This window comes from Mycobacterium sp. E3247 (assembly GCF_001667785.1).
Taxonomy (GTDB): Bacteria; Actinomycetota; Actinomycetes; order Mycobacteriales; family Mycobacteriaceae; genus Mycobacterium.
In genome coordinates, this window is the sequence record NZ_LZJG01000518.1 from 20789 (window position 1) to 39493 (window position 18705).

At 66.4% G+C, this 18705-nt stretch carries 14 protein-coding genes and 4 tRNA genes; 6 read left to right on the plus strand and 12 right to left on the minus strand.

Annotation, left to right across the window (positions count from 1 at the left end; all coding sequences use genetic code 11):
• Positions 1-6 precede the first annotated feature (6 nt).
• Positions 7-786 (plus strand): MBL fold metallo-hydrolase, encoded by a 780-nt coding sequence (locus tag A9X04_RS26365; protein WP_067927376.1) that lies wholly within the window; start codon positions 7-9, stop codon positions 784-786.
• Position 787: 1 nt separating this feature from the next.
• Here A9X04_RS26365 and A9X04_RS26370 read toward each other — a convergent pair whose 3' ends face one another.
• From A9X04_RS26370 to A9X04_RS26390, 6 genes are all read right to left on the minus strand, one after another.
• Complete coding sequence (locus A9X04_RS26370; RefSeq protein ID WP_067927225.1) at positions 788-1627, minus strand: enoyl-CoA hydratase/isomerase family protein; 840 nt, start codon at positions 1625-1627, stop codon at positions 788-790.
• 56 nt (positions 1628-1683) lie between these two features.
• Positions 1684-1977, minus strand: a complete 294-nt coding sequence (locus A9X04_RS26375; RefSeq protein WP_067927379.1) for a hypothetical protein — start codon at positions 1975-1977, stop codon at positions 1684-1686.
• A gap of 127 nt (positions 1978-2104) precedes the next feature.
• Positions 2105-3001 (minus strand): hypothetical protein, encoded by an 897-nt coding sequence (locus tag A9X04_RS26380; RefSeq protein ID WP_156764545.1) that lies wholly within the window; start codon positions 2999-3001, stop codon positions 2105-2107.
• A 204-nt stretch (positions 3002-3205) separates the two neighbouring features.
• Entirely contained in the window at positions 3206-3679 is a 474-nt protein-coding gene (locus tag A9X04_RS30635; RefSeq protein WP_142393445.1) for a hypothetical protein, read from the minus strand.
• Between the two features lie 77 nt (positions 3680-3756).
• The gene (locus A9X04_RS26385) at positions 3757-4455 is read right to left on the minus strand and encodes a hypothetical protein (RefSeq protein WP_067927231.1); all 699 of its coding nucleotides are present in this window, start codon (positions 4453-4455) and stop codon (positions 3757-3759) included.
• A gap of 152 nt (positions 4456-4607) precedes the next feature.
• Positions 4608-5069 (minus strand): hypothetical protein, encoded by a 462-nt coding sequence (locus A9X04_RS26390; RefSeq protein WP_142393446.1) that lies wholly within the window; start codon positions 5067-5069, stop codon positions 4608-4610.
• 354 nt (positions 5070-5423) lie between these two features.
• On the opposite strand from A9X04_RS26390, the gene A9X04_RS26395 reads away from it, so the two are divergent.
• Positions 5424-6083, plus strand: coding sequence for a hypothetical protein (locus A9X04_RS26395; protein WP_156764546.1), 660 nt, complete (start codon positions 5424-5426; stop codon positions 6081-6083).
• A gap of 50 nt (positions 6084-6133) precedes the next feature.
• Here the strand turns inward: A9X04_RS26395 and A9X04_RS26400 are convergent, their stop codons facing one another.
• Positions 6134-8905, minus strand: coding sequence for a LuxR family transcriptional regulator (locus tag A9X04_RS26400; RefSeq protein WP_067927239.1), 2772 nt, complete (start codon positions 8903-8905; stop codon positions 6134-6136).
• Between the two features lie 203 nt (positions 8906-9108).
• Positions 9109-12378 carry a serine/threonine-protein kinase gene (locus A9X04_RS26405; RefSeq protein ID WP_067927242.1) on the minus strand — a complete coding sequence of 1090 codons (3270 nt, stop codon included), beginning with the start codon at positions 12376-12378 and terminating at the stop codon, positions 9109-9111.
• Positions 12379-12952: 574 nt separating this feature from the next.
• Between A9X04_RS26405 and A9X04_RS26410 the strand changes: the two genes are divergently transcribed.
• Positions 12953-13699 (plus strand): sensor domain-containing protein, encoded by a 747-nt coding sequence (locus A9X04_RS26410; RefSeq protein WP_156764547.1) that lies wholly within the window; start codon positions 12953-12955, stop codon positions 13697-13699.
• A gap of 452 nt (positions 13700-14151) precedes the next feature.
• Here the strand turns inward: A9X04_RS26410 and A9X04_RS26415 are convergent, their stop codons facing one another.
• The 4 genes from A9X04_RS26415 to A9X04_RS26430 form a co-directional block, all read right to left on the minus strand.
• Positions 14152-15669: a CocE/NonD family hydrolase gene (locus tag A9X04_RS26415; protein WP_197509413.1), complete on the minus strand. Its 1518-nt coding sequence runs from the start codon at positions 15667-15669 to the stop codon at positions 14152-14154.
• Between the two features lie 188 nt (positions 15670-15857).
• Entirely contained in the window at positions 15858-16976 is a 1119-nt protein-coding gene (locus A9X04_RS26420) for a zinc-binding alcohol dehydrogenase family protein (RefSeq protein ID WP_197509415.1), read from the minus strand.
• A 73-nt stretch (positions 16977-17049) separates the two neighbouring features.
• Positions 17050-17619: a TetR family transcriptional regulator gene (locus tag A9X04_RS26425; RefSeq protein WP_067927251.1), complete on the minus strand. Its 570-nt coding sequence runs from the start codon at positions 17617-17619 to the stop codon at positions 17050-17052.
• A gap of 447 nt (positions 17620-18066) precedes the next feature.
• A tRNA-Val gene (locus A9X04_RS26430) sits at positions 18067-18138 on the minus strand.
• A 181-nt stretch (positions 18139-18319) separates the two neighbouring features.
• On the opposite strand from A9X04_RS26430, the gene A9X04_RS26435 reads away from it, so the two are divergent.
• The 3 genes from A9X04_RS26435 to A9X04_RS26445 all read left to right on the plus strand — a co-directional run bounded on the left by A9X04_RS26435 (position 18320) and on the right by A9X04_RS26445 (position 18582).
• A tRNA-Gly gene (locus A9X04_RS26435) sits at positions 18320-18392 on the plus strand.
• 28 nt (positions 18393-18420) lie between these two features.
• Positions 18421-18494: transfer RNA gene (locus A9X04_RS26440), tRNA-Cys, on the plus strand.
• A gap of 13 nt (positions 18495-18507) precedes the next feature.
• Positions 18508-18582, plus strand: a tRNA-Val gene (locus A9X04_RS26445).
• Positions 18583-18705 lie beyond the last annotated feature (123 nt).

Consider the following 18705-nt stretch of genomic DNA (forward strand, 5'->3'; position numbering starts at 1 on the left):
GCGCTGGTGGACGCGCATCGACGCGACTGCGCGATCAGCGTACTGGGCGGCCCGACCACGGTGCTGGACATCGCGGGCCACCGGCTGGTGATGGATCCGACGTTCGACCCGCCCGGCGTGCACGCCTACCTGACCAAGCTGACCGGGCCCGCGGTGAGCCCCGAGGCGCTCGGCCGGGTGGATGCGGTGTTGATCAGCCATGACCAGCATCCCGACAACCTCGACGACGACGGCCGCCGGATGGCCCTGGCCGCCCCGCTGGTGATCACCCACCCCGGCGCGGCGGGCCGGCTGGGCCCCCCGGCGTTGGGGGTGGCGCCCTGGCAGACCCACGAACTGTCCGGATCGCTTGACGTGCAAGCCGTTCCGGCCGTGCACGGCCCGGCCGACGGACAGCGCGACGAAGGCGGCCACGTCAACTGCGAGGTGACCGGCTTCGTGCTGTCCGGGCCCGGCCTGCCCACCGTGTACCTCAGCGGAGACAACGCCTCGATCGCGGCGGTCAAGGACGTCGCCGACCGGGCGGGCGTCATCGACGTCGCCGTGCTGTTCGCGGGCGCGGCCAGCGTGCCCGCCAAAGAAGGCGGGCGACCGCTGACCCTGACCGCGGCCCGCGCGGCGGCCGCCGCCGAGATCCTGGGCGCCCGCGTGGTGATCCCCGCCCACGTCGACGGCTGGGCCCACTTCACCGAGGGTGTCGACGAATTCGCCGCGGCGTTCGACCAGGCCGGGATCAGCGAGCGGTTACGGGTCGCGCCCCACGCGGAGTGGATCGACCTGTGGTGATCTAGAGCCGCCCGTCGACCCGCAGGTCCGGGTGCACCCAATCGGGCGAGCGGCGCTCCTTGAACGCGCGGAAGCCCTCGCGCGCCTCGGCGTCACTCAGGCTGCTGGTCATGCCGATGCGGTCGTAGAGCCCCAGATAGCTGTCGATGCTGGACTTGATCACGCCGCGGGCGCGCGGCGCGGTGCGACAGCATTGCGCCAGTAGGTCTTTCGCCTCGGGGAGCAGGTCGTCGTGCGCGACCACGCGGGTGACCAGGCCCCAGTCCAGCGCCTCGGCCGCGGTGAGCACCCGTCCGGTGAACATCAGGTCGCGGGTGCGCACCGGCCCGATGACGCGGGTGAGCATCTGGCTGTAATAGGTGTCGGCGTAGCCGCGGAACAGTTCGGGCACGCGGAAGGTGGCCCGCTCGCTGACCACGGCCAGGTCGCTGCACAGCGCGATCTGGAACCCGCCGCCCTGACACAGGCCGTTGACCGCGGAAACGACGGGCTTCGCGGAGGTGCGCACCGCGTCGAACGGGGTGACGTCCATTCCCAGCGCGCCGCCGAAGGTGATCCAGTTGTCCGTGGCTCCGCCGCCGCCCATGTCGCCGCCGGGCGCGAAGACGTCGCCTGTCCCGGTGAGCAGCAGCCCGGCCAGGTCCGGGTCCTCGTTGACACGGCCCACGGCGTAACGGATTCCGAAGTACATCGCCGGCGTCAGGGCGTTGCGCGCCTCGGGCCGGTCGATGGTGCACACCGCGATCGACCCCTGGCGCTCGAGGGTCAGATAGGGGGTGCCGAGCCAGTCGCCCTCAGGCGGGCGGGGCGTGCTCTGGGATGTCGGCGGGATCTGCGCCACGGGACTCCTCGTGCGTCGGTCGCTACTGTCGCTCTTACAGTAGCCACGGCGGCCGGTCAGGCATACGGCAGCGTCGCCGTGGCGCTGGTGGTGGCCGCGTCGTCGAGCAACGCCGCGAGCGCGCTCTGCAGCGTGGCTGTGGCTTGCCCCACCGGCCGCTCGCAGTATCTGCAGGTCGCCTTGAACTGCGGCTGGTCGTCTTCGTCCGGCCAGAACCGGCGCGGCCCCGCCTGCGCGCCGGGGTCGTAGGCGACCGACTGATGGGGAGCGTCCTTGAGCAGCCTGCCCACCGGATGGCCTTGCGGGCACTCGAGTTTGAGGATGCCGATGCCTTCTTGGTTTCCTGCCATCTCCACCGTCCCTTGTCGAGCGCACCCAGCCGCGGTCTTATGGTGGCCCACTGGGTGCGACCAGGCAAGGGTGACGGGCACCCTCCGACGCTTCCGAAGACTGGGAATATCCCCGATATCAGGCGTTTCAGTGAGATCCCATGTCGACGGTCCAGTAATGCCCCCTGGGGCCGCCGGCGAAGTGCGCCGCACCGGCATCGGTGAGGCCACAGTTCAGGATCAGGTTGCGGTGACCCCAATTGTTCTTGCCGCCGTCATCTTGCATCCAGAACTGCACGGCGGCCGCTTCCGAGGGGAACCCATCGGCGACGATCTCGCCCGTATTGGAGTATCCGGCCTGGGTGATGGGCCCACCCTGGTCCGTGGTCAGGCCACCACTCGCGGTCTTGTGCATGTTCGGGAAATTGTCGACCGTACTGGCGTCCATATTGGCGATGAAGCCGTTATGGGTGGCCGCCGTGTTGTCCAAGGCCCCCGAATCGGCGAAGGGTTTCGGGCAAGGTTTCGTAAGCGCGCCGGAGGTATCCCATTTGGTGCCGTCCTTGTCCGTGGGGTGCGGGAGGTACTTGCCCGGGTTCACCCGGGCGTCGTTGACTGCGGCGAGTAAGGCCGCATCTGGCCCGCCGCTTCCGGGGGCCGCTTTGGCGCCACCGGGATTGAAGCCGGCCTCGGGCTTGAGGCCGCCCGTGTTGCCGACACCGGCGTCGGCGTTCTCCTGCCACGTTTGTTGCCGCCGCCGCGGACTCACGCACACCGCATCGCCGTCGAACGCCTCGCGCCACACCAAACCAGAAGTGCAGGTCTTGGGCCCATAGGCGCCGCCACCGGGCACATAGCCCACACCCTTTGCCGCAGCATTGTTTTCGTCCTGAACGGTCTGGGCGATGGCCGAAGGTACGCAAACCATGTCGCCCGGTCGCGCTTTGCGCGGAACCAAATTGGCCATGTCGTTGGGAATGCAACCACCGTTCGCCGACGCGGCCGGTAACCCCGTCACACCGCTCAGCACGGTGGCCGCCGCCACCCACAACGGCAACATAGGCAGCCGCAACCCGGCTAGGAGCGGGTTACGCGCAGCTTGCGGTGTCGTACTCACCGACATGAGGAGCTCCTCTCAATTCACCTGTCGCCTGACGCTATTCGCGGCGAGGTGTTGGATAAATAGGGTGTTTCCCTACGGTTTCGCGTGGAACGGACATCAAAGGCGGTTCGGGGAAGGCGCACGAAGCTAGCCGATGTCGTTGGGGGGCGGCGGGTACGGTGGGCAGTAACCCGCGTGCTGCTGTGCACCGAGAACCGTGCCGCACCGATACCCGTTCCAGTCGAGGTTTTCTCGACGGGTGTCTGGCGTTACGCAAACCGTGTCGCCGTCGAACGCCTCCCGCCAGACCGATCCCTGCTTACAACTCTGTGGCCCGTACGGGCCGTTGGGGTCGCGCCGGTCGGCGGCTGCGGCGTTCTCTTGTGCTGTGCGGGTGCGGTCACCCGGGCGAACACACACAGCGTCGCCGACCCGCGCCTCCCGCCAGACCAGGCCCTGGACACAGGTATTGGGTCCGTAGGGCAGGTTCGGGTCCGCGTGCGACGGAGCTACCCCGAAAGCGATTGCGCCCGCGGCCACCGCCGCCAACAGGTAGCAGGTATGGGCAAGCTTGTGCAGGTCGACTCCGGCACTGCGGGTCAGGCGATGTGAAACTGGCATGAGACGCTCCCCTCTTGTGGCCCTGCCGGAAGTCACCGCAGCTGCTGCATCAAAGCGAATACTGCTGCAGCAGAAAGTTATTGGTCACAGACGAACTTTCCGACCGCGTCCCAGTTGCCGCTGTGGATACCCGCGTTTCCAGGACCGAAGTCTTCATAGCCGCCACGCGCGCTGCCGTCGGGGTGGATCATGCCGGCGTATCGACTGTTCCAGCCGTTGTCCCAGACCACGGCGAAGCCGATGTCACTGCCCCTGATCCCGGGGCCGGCGCTTATCCTCCCCTTGACCTCGGGTCCGCCGTGCCCCTCGAAACTGGCCTGGCCGGTCAACGACGTGTACGCGAAGACTTTGTAGCCGTTGTCTTCGGCGAGGAGGAGTTCTTCACTGACGCCACGCCACTTCTGGCACGTGCCGGTGGCGCTGACCGTGCGGGAGGCGGCGGCCGCGTTGTCGGCGGCCGCCTCGTCGCGCACATCGGGCGTCACGCAGACCGCGTCACCCGAATAGGCATTGCGCCAAACGAAACCGGGCTTGCAGGCGTTGCCACCACCGGGTTGGACGTTTTGTGCCGCGACGGCGTTCTGCTGTGCGGTCTTGTCCCTGACCTCGGGGGTGACACACACTGCATCGCCTGGGCGAGCGGCGCGCCAGACGAACCCCGGCTTGCAGGCCGGAGCCGGCGGGTCGGCCGTCGCAGCCGGTGCTTCGACGATCAGAGTCGCGCCGCAAAGGACGATCGTGCAGAGCGCTGTCCACGGCATGGGTTTGGTCAACATGGCCGTCCTTTCGGCTACGCATGGGATCGACAGCGTGCGACTCCCACGCTAGGCGCGGCCAAGCGGCGGGTGATATCAGTGGTTTCCCTATACTTTGGCGTCGCCCTGCGACGCTGCCCCGCGCAAGCAAGGGTGCCCCGGCAGGACCAGCCCTACATAGGTTGGACGGACTGTGTGCTCACCTGCATGCCGTGGCCGGTGCGGTCATTGGTGAAGGTGACGGTGTCGACGGTCGCCGTGACGGTCCAGCCTTGAGCCTCGTATGTCCCGGGTCCCAGCTCAACCTTGCCGGCAAGCGCCCCAAGGTCGGCGTCCACGAATTGGAATTTGCCGTCGGCACTGACGCTTACGGTATGAAACGGCTGACCACTGGCGCGAGGGGGCCAGCGGTCAGCTGAGGTTTGGCAGGCGACCAGTTCGGCGCTGATGGAACAACCGATAGCGTTCGAGGCCGTGGTCACGCGCACGTAGCCCTGCTCGTTGGCGGTCAAGGTACTGGGAGGTGTTGGCGGCGGCGAGGTCGAGGCCAGCTGATACGACTCCGAGGCGGTACTCGCCACGGTGGTCGCCGCTGCCAGGGCCAGTGCGAATACGGCAAGCAGCGGCACGATCACGCATCGGACGTCCCGGGCGCTGACTCGGTTCCGCATCCGACCCCTGTCGCTCGGAGGTTCGAGGTAGCGACCGATGGTAGCGCTAATTGGTCCGCGCCACATCAGGGAAAACCCCTACATTGCCGACGGCTTTCGGCGAGCGGCCGCGGAACGCGGGGCCCTGCGGCGCCAGTCCGGAATTGGGTAGGGAAACTCCGTATTCCATCCCCATCGCTGGCGGCGTTAGCTTCCCAATGACGACCAGAAGGGCATACGTCGATGGGAGTTGTTCTCATGTCTTGTCATGCGCCAGCAGGGGGCACTTCCCTGGCACAGCCCGGCCGCGAGGCAACGCGGGCAGCACGCAACCTGGGCGTGCGATTGATACCCGTGCTCTATGCGGTCGCTGTTACCGCCCTGGGCCCGGTGGCCGCGCCCACCGCTTCGGCGAACGGCGGCTGCATTCCCGGAGACGCACCCGGGCTGGTCCCGCGTCAGGCCCGGCCCGGTGACAACGTCTGCGTCTCGCCCGCAATAGCCGCTGAGGTCCAGACCGAGAATGCCGCCGCAGCCGACGGCAAGGGCTACGCCGGCGGGGGCGCATACGGCCCCAAGACGTGCGTTTCAGGGTTGGTGTGGCGCGAGGCATACGACGGCGACGCGGTGTGCGTCACCCCGCAACGGCGCACCGAAACGTGGCAGGAGAACGCGAACGCCGGGGTCGGCGCCACCGGCGGATTGAAGCCGCAGACCAATTCCCCTGCGGCGGGCGCGCATACGGTCACCTACCAGGTCCTTGGCGCGGGCGATGTCTTCTCCGCCATTCCCGACCCCGGCACCCCGGTATACCCCGCGAGCACCACCACGTGGGTACCGACGCCGTGGTCGCAGACCGTGCAGGTCACGGGAAGCAAGTTCCTGGCCTTGAATTACACCGATCACCACGGTACGCATGACTGCTCGATCCTGTTAGACGGCCAACCCGTCCACCTCACCGAGCACACGCCGGGACGCTGCGCCTACCAGATGCCCTGATCTCTGTGCGGCCGCGACGCGCCTGGGCAAAGCGGTAGCCGAATCCGTTGTCAGTCATCACGTTCCAGTTGGTCGAGGCGACGGCCGAGTTCTGCGCGCGACCGGATGCCGAGCTTGCGGTATATCCGTGAGAGGTGAACCTCGACGGTCTTGGGACTGATGAACAGCGCGGAGGCGATGTCATGATTGGTCCTGCCGGCTGCTGCCAAGTCGGCGATACGCCGCTCGGCCGACGTCAGCACTTTCGAGTCGGCTGGGCCGAAATTGATGCGCTCGAGGGATGTTCGGGCACGGCGCTCCCACAGCGGCGTGCCCAGGTCCTCGAATGTGGCCGCCGCCGCGCGCATCGCCGCGGCCGCATTCTCGCGGCTGCGCTGCCTGCGCAGGATGTCACCGAGCAACAACTGCGTGCGGCCACGCTCGAAGGGCATCGGCAGGCGCTCATGCGCGGCCATCGCCCGTTGCGCGGCCGTCAGCGCCGCAGTCAGATCGCGGTCCCCGGCCAGAAGCATCGCCCGGCACCGCGCACCGACCGCCAGCATCCACGGCCGATCCAACCGACGTCCGTTGTCCTCCAACACATCAATCAGGTTCTTCGCCTCAGTGAACCTGTCGAGACGAATCAAGGCTTCAGCGGCGTCAGGCAGAAAAGGGGTGATGAAGATCTCCGTGGCACGCGGGCTCTGCTCGAAGCCACGCAGCAGCGGTGACAGGACCCGAAGTGCCGATTCGTAGTTCCCCAGCGATACTTCGAGAAAGCCCAGTGTGCTCGTGGGCCAGACGGTGACCAGCGCCGGCGAGTCGCAGCGTTCAGCAGCCGTCAGTGCGGCACTGGCGTCGCGACGCGCGACGGCCTCATCGCCGGCGTAGGCGGCCACCATCGCCTGAATCATCAGCGCCACGGCCAACGGCAGGTCAGCATCGAGCTGGCGGGCACGCTGCAGCGCATCCTCACCGATGAGCGATGCCTCTGCGAAGTCACCACGCCATATTTCGTTGAGCGCGCCATGGAAGGCACCGACCATCATTTCGCTTTCGGCGCCGCGCTCGATGTAGCGTTGCCGAATCGCCCTGAGTGCTTGCCGCGCTTCGTCGAGCCGTCCCGTCCCGTTGAGCAAGGCGGCGTGCTGGAGAGTGGGCCACAGCATGGCCGACGGCGTGTCGTCGCCATCGCCCAGCAGCAACGCGGTCCGCAGCCCCTCCTCGTCGAAACCCTCACCGACCAGGAACCGCACCAGCACTCGCATGCTCGACGCCTGGCTCAGCAGCTGACGGTCGTCGAGCCGGGTTGCGGTGGTGACCGCTTCGTCAGCCGCGTCGACGGCGCCTTCGAACTCGTGAATGTTGATCCGCGCGAACGCCAACAACGCGAGTATGTAAGCCAGCAACTCATCGTCGCCGGTGGCGGAGTCCGCTGCTCGTTGGAGCTGCCTCGCGCCTTCCCGGGAACTGCCGTCGAGCAGAGCCCACAGCCCCAGCAAGCTGAGCGCTTCAGCGTGTACCTTCGCCGGCGCGGGCGTCCTGATGACCTCCTCGAGGAGATCGCGTGCGCGTACGGCATCGCCAGCGCTGAAATAGAATGTTGCACAGCGAATCTGGCGTTCGGGGCTGCCGACGCCGAGCTCATTGGCCAACTCGGTGAACTCCGCCGCAGCCGCCGGCGCCCCGCGCCTGTTGGCCAATTCGGCGGCAGCATCCAGCGCCTCCAGCGTCTTCGCGTCGCCGTGCGTGGCGGCCAGCGCCAGGTGACGAGCCCGCAATTCAGGGTGATCGACGATCGACGCCAATCGCCGGTGCATTGCACGCCGTTGCGTGGGTGCGGCCATCGTGTATACGGCGGCGGTCAGCAGCGGGTGGGTGAAGCGCAGCCGGTGCCGGTCGATGGTGACGATGCCCCTCTCTTCCGCGACCAGCAGTCGCCGTACGCACTCATCCACGCCCTGGGCGGCAGCCTGTGCCACGGCCTCTACCGTCGGCTCGGCCAGGCACGCAGCGGCAAGCAGTATTTGGCGAGTGTCCTCATCGAGCACATCGATCTTGGAAGCCACCAGCCCGGCCAAGGTGGTTGGCAGCGTCATCTCGATGCCCGCTTCACCCTCAGGGATCGTGCGCGCTAATTCGATGGCGTAGAACGGATTACCGCCGGAAGCTTCGTGGATCCGCAGCATGGTATGCCGCGAAACCGAGCGTCCCAGCCGGGCAGTGATGATCTGACGCAATGCCCCGAGGGCCAACGGCTTGAGGGCAATTCGTCTTATGGCATCCGGCCTTTCGAGCTGCAGCCAAGACACATCGTCACCACCGCCCGTACGCACGGTCGCCAGCAGGCCGACCGGACCCGAAAAGCGTCGCGCTGCGAACGCCACCACGCGAGCGCTGGAGGGATCCAGCCACTGCAGGTCGTCGACGGCCAAGAGCACCGGCGTGGTTTCTGCCAGTATGTCGATCGCCGACAGGAATGCCGCCGCTACCGCACGCTGATCGGTTGCCCGGCCGTCATCGCTGACCTGCAACATGATTTGGTCGACCGCCAGGCGTTGCGGCCCGGGCAGCGCTTCGATGACCTCGCGATCGACCGAGGAAAACAGGTCGGCCAACGAGACGTAGGCCGTCACCGATTCAGTGATCGCCGCACGCGCTGTGAGCACTCGCATGCCCACCGCCCGGGCCTGCTCGGTCGCGGCCAGCCACAGGGTGGTTTTGCCGATTCCGGCCTCACCCTCCACCAGCAAGCAGGCGGGCATAGCGCGGCAGGTGTCCAGGAATTCGGAGACGGCTTCGGCCTCCGCGGCACGACTCCCGGATACGACTGGCCCGGCCATGAGCGTCAGCGTGACGAGCCGTCAGCAACCGAACGGACGCCGGCCCCGGGCACGCCTGAACGAGAAAACTCGTGTGGTTGCCGGAGCCGCATCTGGATGCGCATTCTCGCTCCGGCTCACGACCCGGCGCAGATTCGCATGTTCGAAACTTATCGGCACCGACAGGTACCTGCAACTACAGGCCCCCGCGGGACGATCGCCCGTTAACCGAGGCCGGCGTCGATGAGCAGCCGCGACAATCCCTGTTCGGTGCACAGGGCGCGCACCGCCGCGATGTCGTCGCGCGCGTCGGCGGCACGCCCAGCCGCGGTGAGGGTTTCGATGAGCAGCAGGCGGGCCTGCAGGGCGGCCAACGGCCGGGCGGCCGGGTCCATTCCGGCCACCAGGGCGCCGGCGCGCCGGCATGCCTCGTCCCGGTCTTCGCTGGCATGGCTGCGCGAGAGCAGCCGGATGCCCGAGGCCGCGTCGAGCTCGGCGGTGAGGATGGCGATGCCGTCGCCGCCGCGGGGAATGTCGCCGCCGGCCCGCAGCCGGTCCGCCTCGGCGGGGTCGATGGGCAGCCCCAGCCTGACCCGCTCGAGGGTGATGGCGGCGGCCAGGCGTGGCAGCCGCAGCTTGTCGGCCACCGCCATGCCCGCGTCGAGGCGGTCCACCGCGGCTTCGCGATCGCCCTGCGCGGCTTTGATTTTCGCGCCGACGACGTAGCGTGCCACCAGGTAGTCGACCCCGCCCCCTTCGGGGCCCAGGTGATAGCTCTCCTCGAGCAGTTCGGCGGCCTCGTCCAATTCGCCCGTTTCGTAGAGCATTTCGCCGAGCACCGCACCGGCGATCCGCGCCGCGTACGAGTGCGCCCCCGCCGCGGTGCCGGTCTCGAACGACTGCCGGAACCTGCGCAACGCCAGCGGGATGTCGAGCTGCTGGCGCGCGGCGATGCCCGCCCAGCTGCGGGCGTAGACGGCGCCCACCGCGCCGACCTGCTCGTTGAACGGCTCCGCCCACTCCAGGAGCCGTTGCGCGGCGGAAAGGTCGAAGCGGTGGATCGCCGCGAACGCCAGCGCGATGGCGGCCGCCTGCGGGAGCACCGGACGCAGTTCGTGCGCCCTCGACATCACCTCGGCCAGCATGTCCTCGAGGCCTTCGATCCGGTCGGCATAGATCTCGGCCACCGCCCGCACCACCCTGGCTTCCAGGGTCAGCTCCGCGCACCGCGCCTCCGGCAGGTCGGACGTGGTGATGGCTGCGGCGAAGCGGTCGAGCGCGATCTCGGTGGCCTGGGTGCGGTGCAGCAGGATGTTCGACCACGCCATCGAGAGTTGCAGCAGCGGTCGTGTGGTCACGAGCTGCGGGGGCAGCTTCTCGACCAGGCCGAGGAAGGTGGTCATGCGTGACTGGTTGATCAGGGACCTGGTCTCGATGTCCTCCACCAGGTCCACCGCCCGGGCGGTCTCCCCCGCCGCCAGGGCGTGGTCGACGGCCTCGCTGATGTGGCCGTGCTCGGCGAACCACGCCGACGCGGCGCGGTGCAGGTCGTGGAGGCGGCCGGGATCGTCGCGTTCGAGGCGGCGCCGGAGGAATCCGGCGAACATCTGGTGGTAGCGAAACCACTGCGGGTCATGGTCGATGTGGCGCAGGAACAAGCCGCGGCGCTCGACCTCTTCCAGCGTGGCGTGTCCGCCGTCGACGCCGGCCAACACCGATGCCAGCTCACCGCAGATGCGTTCGGTGATCGCGGTCGCCATCATGAAGTCCACCAGTTGCGGGTCGAGGATGTCGAGGACGTTCTCGGCCAGGAATTCGCCGACCTCCTCGCTTTCGCCCGACATCCGGCTCACCAAGGCGCCCGGATCGCCGCCGCCGCGCAGCGACAGCTTGGCCATCTGCAGGCCGGCGACCCACCCGTCCGTCGAAGCGGTCAGGGCCGTCACGTCGCTGCCCGCCAACTGCAGCCCGATGGTCTCGTTGAGCAGCGACCGCGCCTCCTCGGCATCGAATCGCAGTTTCTCGCAATCGATTTCGACCAGCTCATCGCGAACTCGTAACTTGCTCAACGGCAATCCGGCGCGCGACCAGCTGGTCACAATGATCTGCAGGTGATCGCAACCGTGGTCGATCAAAAATCGCAGAGCGTCGATGGTTTGGGCGTCCGAGACCCGCTGCCAGTCGTCGATGACCAGCGTGACGGGTTCGCCGGCCTCGTCGATCGCGTCGATCAGCGAGGTCAACACGTAGCGGGTCGCCTCGTCGCCGCGCTGCTCGATGATCTGCTCCAGCGGTTCGGCGAGCGCGGGACGTACCCGCCGGATGGCTGCAAGCAGGTGGGCGAGGAACCAGACCACGTTGTTGTCGTCGTCGTCGACCGTCAGCCACGCCACCGTCACGCCCGAAGCGGCCAGTTCCGCGCGCCACTGGGCGACCAGGGTGGTTTTGCCGTAACCCGACGGCGCGTACAGCAGGATCAGCCGCCGCCGCCCGGCCGCGCGCAGCAGCGCCATCAACCGGTCGCGCGGGACCAGCGACTGAATCGACGCGGGGGGACGGTATTTCGTCGACGGCGCCGGGGGCGTCGTGGTGGCCTCGCGCCGATGATCCGACGATCCGGCCGGCGGCGAGCCCGTGCGCTTGAGCTCGACCGGCACCACCATGTCGTCGACCGGGAGGTGGTGGCGGCGCTGTACCTCGCGCAGCTGTTCACCGTATTCCAGGGCCGACGCCGGCCGGCGTGACGGATCGCGGGTCATGGCGGTTTCGATGACGGCGATGACGTCCTCGGGCACCCGCTGTCTGGCCAGCATCTCGGGGATGGGCCGGCCCATGGGCGGGTGGCCGGTCAGCGCGCAGAACAGCGTCGCGCCCAGCGAGTAGACGTCGGATCCGGTTGTGGGAGTCGCGCCTTCGAGGAGTTCGGGGGCGATGAACGCCGGTGAACCGATGACCACGCCCGAGCGGGTCTCGAACCCGCCGGCGATGCGGGCCAGCCCGAAGTCGGTCAGCTGCGGTTCCCCGTAGTCGGTCAGCAGCACGTTGCCCGGCTTCACGTCGCGGTGCAGGATGCCGGCCCGGTGCGCGGCCTCCAGCGCGCCGGCGAGCTTGACGCCGATGCTGAGCGCCTGGCGCCAGTCTAGGGGCCCGTGCCCGCTGACCTGCCCCCACAGCGACCCCGTGCCGTGGTAGGGCATCACGATGAACGGCCGGCCGCCGCGGGTGGTACCGACCTGCAGGACGGTGACGATGTGCGGGTGCCCTGAGAGCCGGCCCATCGCGCGCTGCTCGCGCAGGAACCGGTCCAGGTTTTCGGGGTCGAGGTCGTTGGTCAGGACCTTGACGGCCACCATGCGGTCCAGCTCAGGCTGCGCGCAACGGTAGACGACCCCGAATCCGCCGCGCCCGATCTGCTCGACGCCCGCGAAGTCGAGTTCCGCGGCGACCCCGGCGATCAGATCCTGCTGGATCGCCTCTGCATCCACGTCGGCCATCGACGGTCACTGTCCTCGCGCGTAAAGAGGGTGGCCAACCCACCGGTCGTGTCACCCTATCGCGGAATGACCTGGGGCAATGGCAGTAATTTTTCGGGGGTCGTAGGCCGGGCCGATGATGAAGAGCGCCGCCGACAGGCCGGTTTGCGCAAAGCCGTATCCCGTGAACAAGGCGTAGCAGCAGTCACGAGGCGCTTAGAGCTTGGCACTGATCGGAGTGATCGGAGTCGAGCTTCATACCAGGTTCCCTTGATCCGGTGTTCCGACATGAAACCGGACACGGTGCTTGCACCCCGATGCTGGGCATCGGAATACCTGCTCTCCGGGAATCCCAACGTTGCTCATCTACGGACAAACAGCAGGCGAGAACGTTCCTTGAGGGGTCAGACTCACACTCTGACATAGCGCGCAGCAACATGGCTGGCCCGGCGTTTCGAAATGGGAATTGAGAGCTTCCTGGCGGCGAGCTAGGGACTTTCGACACTAGGTGCATCGGGCCGTTTACGCGTTGGCTTTGCATAAGCATCGCGGCCGGTCTGCGTCGCAGCCGCCCACGGTCCTGAGGAGATCAGGGATGAACATCACGGACAGTTTCGCCGTAGCCGCCACCTTCGCCGCTATCACGGTGGCGGTTGGGTGTGCCGGCGGGAAGGGCGGCGGCCACAGCGCAACGCCGGCGGCACCAACGGGGACAACCACGGTGACAACCACAGCGCCACCGCCACCTCCGCCTCCACCCACGATGGCGCCCACCAGCATCGACTCCCTGATCCTGGCGCCGGCCACCGTCGGCGATATCGTCGGGACGAAATTCGACTATGTCGCCAAGCCTCCGCCGGGCTTTCTCTCCCCTCCGAAACCCGTTGCCGTCGTCGAGGGTAACCCCGAGTGCGGGGCGCTATACGGGCCGAACACCGACTCGTTTGGCGATTACACCGCATACCGGGCCAATTCTTATGAGCACGACATGACGCACCCTCCCCTGGTCAATCAGGACGTTGCGATGGTCGCCGACGCGAAAACAGCGACGCAGTTGCTGGACACCGCTTTCGCCAAGCCATTGAATTCCTGCGACAATGCTGTCACCAAGAATTCTTTCAATATGTACACTAAATGGCAAAAAATCGACGTCACCGCTACGGATGTGCGTTGGACGGCAACAGGATTGAAGAACGGTCAGGTCGTCGGTTCGGTCTGCGCCAAAGAGGCCCGGGCAAAGAACAATGTGGTCATCTATGCGCAGGTTTGCGAAGAGGGCAATGGCGCTCCGACGGCCCTAGCGACAATAGTGGACAAGATATCGGAGAAGATACCCGGGTAGGCCCGGCAGAGAAAATATTCCGTAGGAGAGAGCCGCTGCCCTGCGACATTGGTCGCAGCGGATGTGCATGATCTAGCGGGCTCGGTCGACGGTCAATCCGGTATCGAACCATGCCGCGACGACCCGCAATCGGGGACGCCAATTGGCGGATCTATCAAGAGAAGGACCGTGCCGCCCGTCCCCGCGTCCACTCGCCCGCTTCAGGCAAGCCGCAGGAGTCGTGCCCACCAATTTCCTGACCTTTTCCCCGACCGCGCAAAGCACTTACTCGACAAACACGACGAACTGCTCCAAGCAACCGCCGACCACGACGTCCCAGCGCGCCCGTTCCAGTGCCGAACGTCACGCGCTGCAAGCCGATCGGACCGTGCTCGTGCAATTCAGAAGGGTGGTCCCGGCTGGGATCGAACCAGCGACCTTCCGCGTCGACCGGAGCAAGCATCTGAACAGACCTATGCGGGAACGGGAAGGATTACCCGGGACTTCCCGTGGTGGATGGTGTGGCGGCACGCTCGTAGCTCGGTACCCGTGCCAGGTGGCGCGTCGGTGCCTTCGTTCCGCATGTACTGGGGAAACGACCCGCCCGATACCTGTAGCCGTAGCCGGTGGCCGGCCGCGAGCCGGTGTGCACAGGGGTGCAGACGTAGCCGCAGCAGCTGGTCCCCCGCGGCGGGATCGAGCCGTAGGAAGGTCTCAGAGAAATTGCGGGAACAGCCTTTCGTGTCGACATCGCAGAGCCGGACGAACACGTCGGCGTGCGGATTGCTCGTGCTGTGGTCGAGCTCCACGATGGGGGTGCCGATGATCTCCAGCATCGCGGGTAGCGCGGGGCTGGTGAAGGTCAGCACGTCTGAGCGTGATTCGAGGTCGCGGTTGTCGCGCACTCCGGCGTTGTTGTCGATCAAGGGCCCGGAAACCGTGGGTGTGGGATGCGCGGGGTCGTAGGTGAACGAGGTGGTGCCGGACTGCGCCTGCCGAGTGGTGAGGTGTCCGGTCGGCTGTAGATAGTGGATCTGTTCGGTGCCTGGCGGTGGCCAGTGAGGGTGTTCGCGCCATTCGTCGGTGCCGGTGACGGCGATCCGGACGGGCTGGTGCGCGCGGATGACGGGTTGACCCGCGAGGTGCTCGGCCATCCAGTCAAGGTTGTCACCGGCGAGCTGTCCGTTCGCGGCGCTGACCACCTCCTGGTGTATCCATGGCCCGACGGTGAGTGTGACGTCGAGTCCCCGTTCGTGCAGCACGTCGTACTGGCGCATGGTTTGGGTGAGCAGCAGGTCCTGCCAGCCGCCGACGAGCCGGATCGGCACCGACACCTTTTCCAGCGCGGCGCTGGCGTTGTAAGGCTCCCAAAACGGGTCGCTGAGGTCTGAAGTACACAGCCACTTGCGGAACCACGGCGCCCGGTGTCCGAGTGCAATGTCCGCGGCATCTGCCAGAGGGAGCGCCGCGACGGTGCGGGCGTTGAGCTTCGCTGCCCGAGCGAAGATCCACATGGTACCGAGCAAGCCGAACCGTTCCTGGTTCACAATCACCCTCGACCACGTGAGTAAGTCGTGGAGACGGAAAGCGCCTGCGCCCAAGCCGAATTCGGTGGCATCGTGCGGGCCGGCGATGATCACCGCCGCGCGCAGTTCTGGTGGCGGATCGACCAGCAGAGCCCACTGCGTCCATCCGACACCGGATGCGCCGTAGGTGGCTAGTCGCCCGTCGAACCACGGCTGCTTGCGCAACCAGGCCATAGTGTCTTGGCCGTCGTCCATGTCGGCGGCCATCGGCGTGAACTGACCGCCGGAGCCGAACGAGCCGCGGCAGCTCTGCGTCACCACGTGGTAACCCTGTCCGGCAAATAGGCGCGCATCCATATTGATGGGCAGGCCCCGCCCGTACGGCGTGCGTATCAGGATCGTTCCCCGCCCCTGGGTGTCAGCAGGCACGTAGTGGTCGGCCAGCAGCGTGATCCCATCCCTCATGGGTACGGCGAGGTCACGTTCAATCCGGAAGCGATGTGTTGCCTTCGGCAACCTCCAGCGCCATGCAACCGCCCGGTCCAAGACCCTGGCGGTGAAGCCGGGCCGCTCACCCACGATCATCTCAACACCTCGATGCCGAAACACGTTGTGCTTGTACTTAGTTCATAACTCACGGATGGTCGTACATGTCATACAGTGACGACAAGTTTTCTCGCGGAGACGCCCTTTCGAAGGCGTTCGAGAGCGTCGGGAATCTTGTCGAGCCCGTCGCCGACGACCATGGCGTTGGGTGCCGCTCGGTACGTGCCGTTGGAAAGTGCTTTGGGTAGGAAGTCCACGTATATCGCGGGGCCGACTTCGTTGTCCTTGAGGCTTCCGCCCCAGATGGAATTCACACGGACCCCTTTACGGCGCCTGAACGACGACTCGACTCGGGTGAACAGCGCCGGCTGGGCGGACGAGATACGAAGGCTGCCTTCTACTTTCGATGCGACGGCCAGCGTCGGCGCCAGGGAGCCTCGACCAATCGCGAGTGTGCCGGCAAGCGGACTGTCGCCCATCGCTTCGATGAGTTCGTTGGCCGCGGTGCGGCTGTGGTAGTCGACGGTTTCGGTGGCACCCAGTGAGCGGAGGTAGTCGAAGTTGCGCGGCGAAGAGGTGGCGATGACGCGATACCCGGCATGGCGCGCGAGCTGGATCGCATTGCTGCCGACGCTGGTCGATCCTCCCCACACCAGGACCGTTTCTCCGCGATCTTGGGAATCGTTGGTGGGCAACGCTAGTGCGAGCTGATCTTGCTGGAACATGCCCGACGCCGCCGTCGACACTGCCATCGGTAGCACAGCCGCCTGCGCGAAGGGCAGACCAATTGGCAGTGGGGCGACCATGTGCTGCATGAGCACCACATACAGTTGGAAAGCGCCTTCTGCCGCCCGATTACGGTTGCGCTCGATTCCTGCCGCATGGCCGACGACACGATCACCCGGGCGCAGACGGGTCACGTCGGATCCAACTTCCACCACCTCGCCGGCAACATCGGAGCCCACCACAGCGGGAAACGTCAGCCACCGAAGTATCAGCCGGTAGGCGAAACCGGGGATTCCGTCGACAGGATTCACCGCGATCGCACGTGCCCGCACGACAACCTCGTCGGCCGCCGGTCTGGCATACGGGGCAGGCCCGACCTCGAACCGAGCCCCGCGCTTCGTAAGCCAAAGAGCCATGTTCTTGGGGGGCATCTGCAGGTTCTCCTTGGTGTCATCGATCGCCGGCAGCGCACGGGCGCCACCGATCCGCCGTGATGTCATAGCCTGTCATCAGGCTAGCACCGATGACAGATGCTGTCATCACCGGTTGTCCCGCTCGGCCAGGCGGCGCCGATCAGCGGGGCGCGGCTAAGGCTTTGACTTCGTCTAGCGACTCGTTGATGAGGTGTGCCAGGTCGCGGCTATTGACGTCGTCGACCCAACGCTCAAACGCCACTTTGAAAACCGCAACTCCTATTTCTGCGGTCAGGCTTGCAGCCGGTTGTGCCACACCGCGCCCGCATAACGTTTCGGCGATCCCCGCGGCAAGCTTGGCGAGCTTGATCAGCTCCCGTTCCTGAAGCTGTGCGTTGGCGGCAATGACGGTCTGGCGTTGCCGCGCCTGCTCGCGAGGGCGCCCCTCAAAGAGGATCCCGATGGTCTTTAGCCCTGCGGCCATAGCGTCCATCGGCGCCGCCGAGTCGGGGGCGCCGGCAATGGCGCGCACGAACAAATCGTGTAGAACTCCTTCGCCCCAGAACAGCACCTCGCGCTTATCGGCGAAGTACCGGAAGAACGTTCGCTCTGTCAGCCCCGCGCGCTGAGCGATTTCCGCCACCGTCGTCTGGTCGAACCCGCGTTCGCTGTAGAGCTCCAGGGCGGCCTGTTCAAGGCGGCCCCGCGCATTGGGTTCCCATCGACTCACGCCCCGATCCTAGATGATGACAGCCACTGTTATGGCGGTCATCGCCATGTCAGTAACTGACACCGTTCTGTCCGACGTCGATGGGCGATTGACGGGGCGCTTGGCTGCGCGCGTGCTCGCCACCGGCCGCATCGGGAATTATCGCCGCGGCCGCGCTCAGGGCGCAGCGCGGTCATCTCAAGGGTTGGCCATCAATTTAGAGCCGAGGTCGCCGGCCAGCGGTGTCATCCATATGGCGTGGGCCCCCGCCGGGCGCCGACCGGCGTCGAGGTTGGGCCGGTCGAACATCATTGGGCCCATTCGCCGACGTAGTCGCGCTGTGCACACGACGGGCAGTGCATTCGGCGATCAGGAGCCGACAGCCGCGACCGACCCCACACCGTGGAAACCGGACAAAGATGAAGCAACCATGAATGCACGCGCGCTATTTCTACAGTTCAGGCAGGGTGGTCCCGGCTGGGATCGAACCAGCGACCTTCCGCGTGTGAAGCGGACGCTCTCCCACTGAGCCACGGGACCGGCGCCAAGAGGCGAACGACGTCGAAGACTAGCACGAGCCTGGTCTCGACAGTACCGGCCCATATCCCCCTTTCGGGCCCTACGTTAGCCTGGACACGGCTCGTACCGAGAAATTTGTATGTGCCCGCTCACGTGGACTATCGTCGTGCTTCGCACCGGACGACGATCTCGTCCGAGGCGCGCGGATGTAGCGCAGTTGGTAGCGCATCACCTTGCCAAGGTGAGGGTCGCGGGTTCGAATCCCGTCATCCGCTCGAAGGTGCAAGTGGCATCAATCCCAGCGGTGGAGTGGCCGAGTGGTGAGGCAACGGCCTGCAAAGCCGTGCACACGGGTTCGATTCCCGTCTCCACCTCCAGCTTTTTGACCCCGCGCGATTAGCTCAGCGGGAGAGCGCTTCCCTGACACGGAAGAGGTCACTGGTTCAATCCCAGTATCGCGCACCAGAGTTCTTGCAGCTCAGAACATATAGCTAGCTCGGCTCATCAACTTCCATGTAATACGCATGCAATAGCGGCCGTCGGCGCACCAGCTGACGGCGTGGTCGTCACTGCGTGGCGTCGAGATCG

Coding starts and splice junctions, on each gene's coding strand:
- A9X04_RS26375 (WP_067927379.1), bottom strand. CDS start 1,977: ATGGCAGGAAACCAAGAAGGCATCGGCATCCTCAAACTCGAGTGCCCG.
- A9X04_RS30635 (WP_142393445.1), bottom strand. CDS start 3,679: ATGCCAGTTTCACATCGCCTGACCCGCAGTGCCGGAGTCGACCTGCAC.
- A9X04_RS26385 (WP_067927231.1), bottom strand. CDS start 4,455: ATGTTGACCAAACCCATGCCGTGGACAGCGCTCTGCACGATCGTCCTT.
- A9X04_RS26400 (WP_067927239.1), bottom strand. CDS start 8,905: ATGGCCGGGCCAGTCGTATCCGGGAGTCGTGCCGCGGAGGCCGAAGCC.
- A9X04_RS26405 (WP_067927242.1), bottom strand. CDS start 12,378: ATGGCCGACGTGGATGCAGAGGCGATCCAGCAGGATCTGATCGCCGGG.
- A9X04_RS26410 (WP_156764547.1), top strand. CDS start 12,953: ATGAACATCACGGACAGTTTCGCCGTAGCCGCCACCTTCGCCGCTATC.
- A9X04_RS26415 (WP_197509413.1), bottom strand. CDS start 15,669: ATGAGGGATGGGATCACGCTGCTGGCCGACCACTACGTGCCTGCTGAC.
- A9X04_RS26420 (WP_197509415.1), bottom strand. CDS start 16,976: ATGACATCACGGCGGATCGGTGGCGCCCGTGCGCTGCCGGCGATCGAT.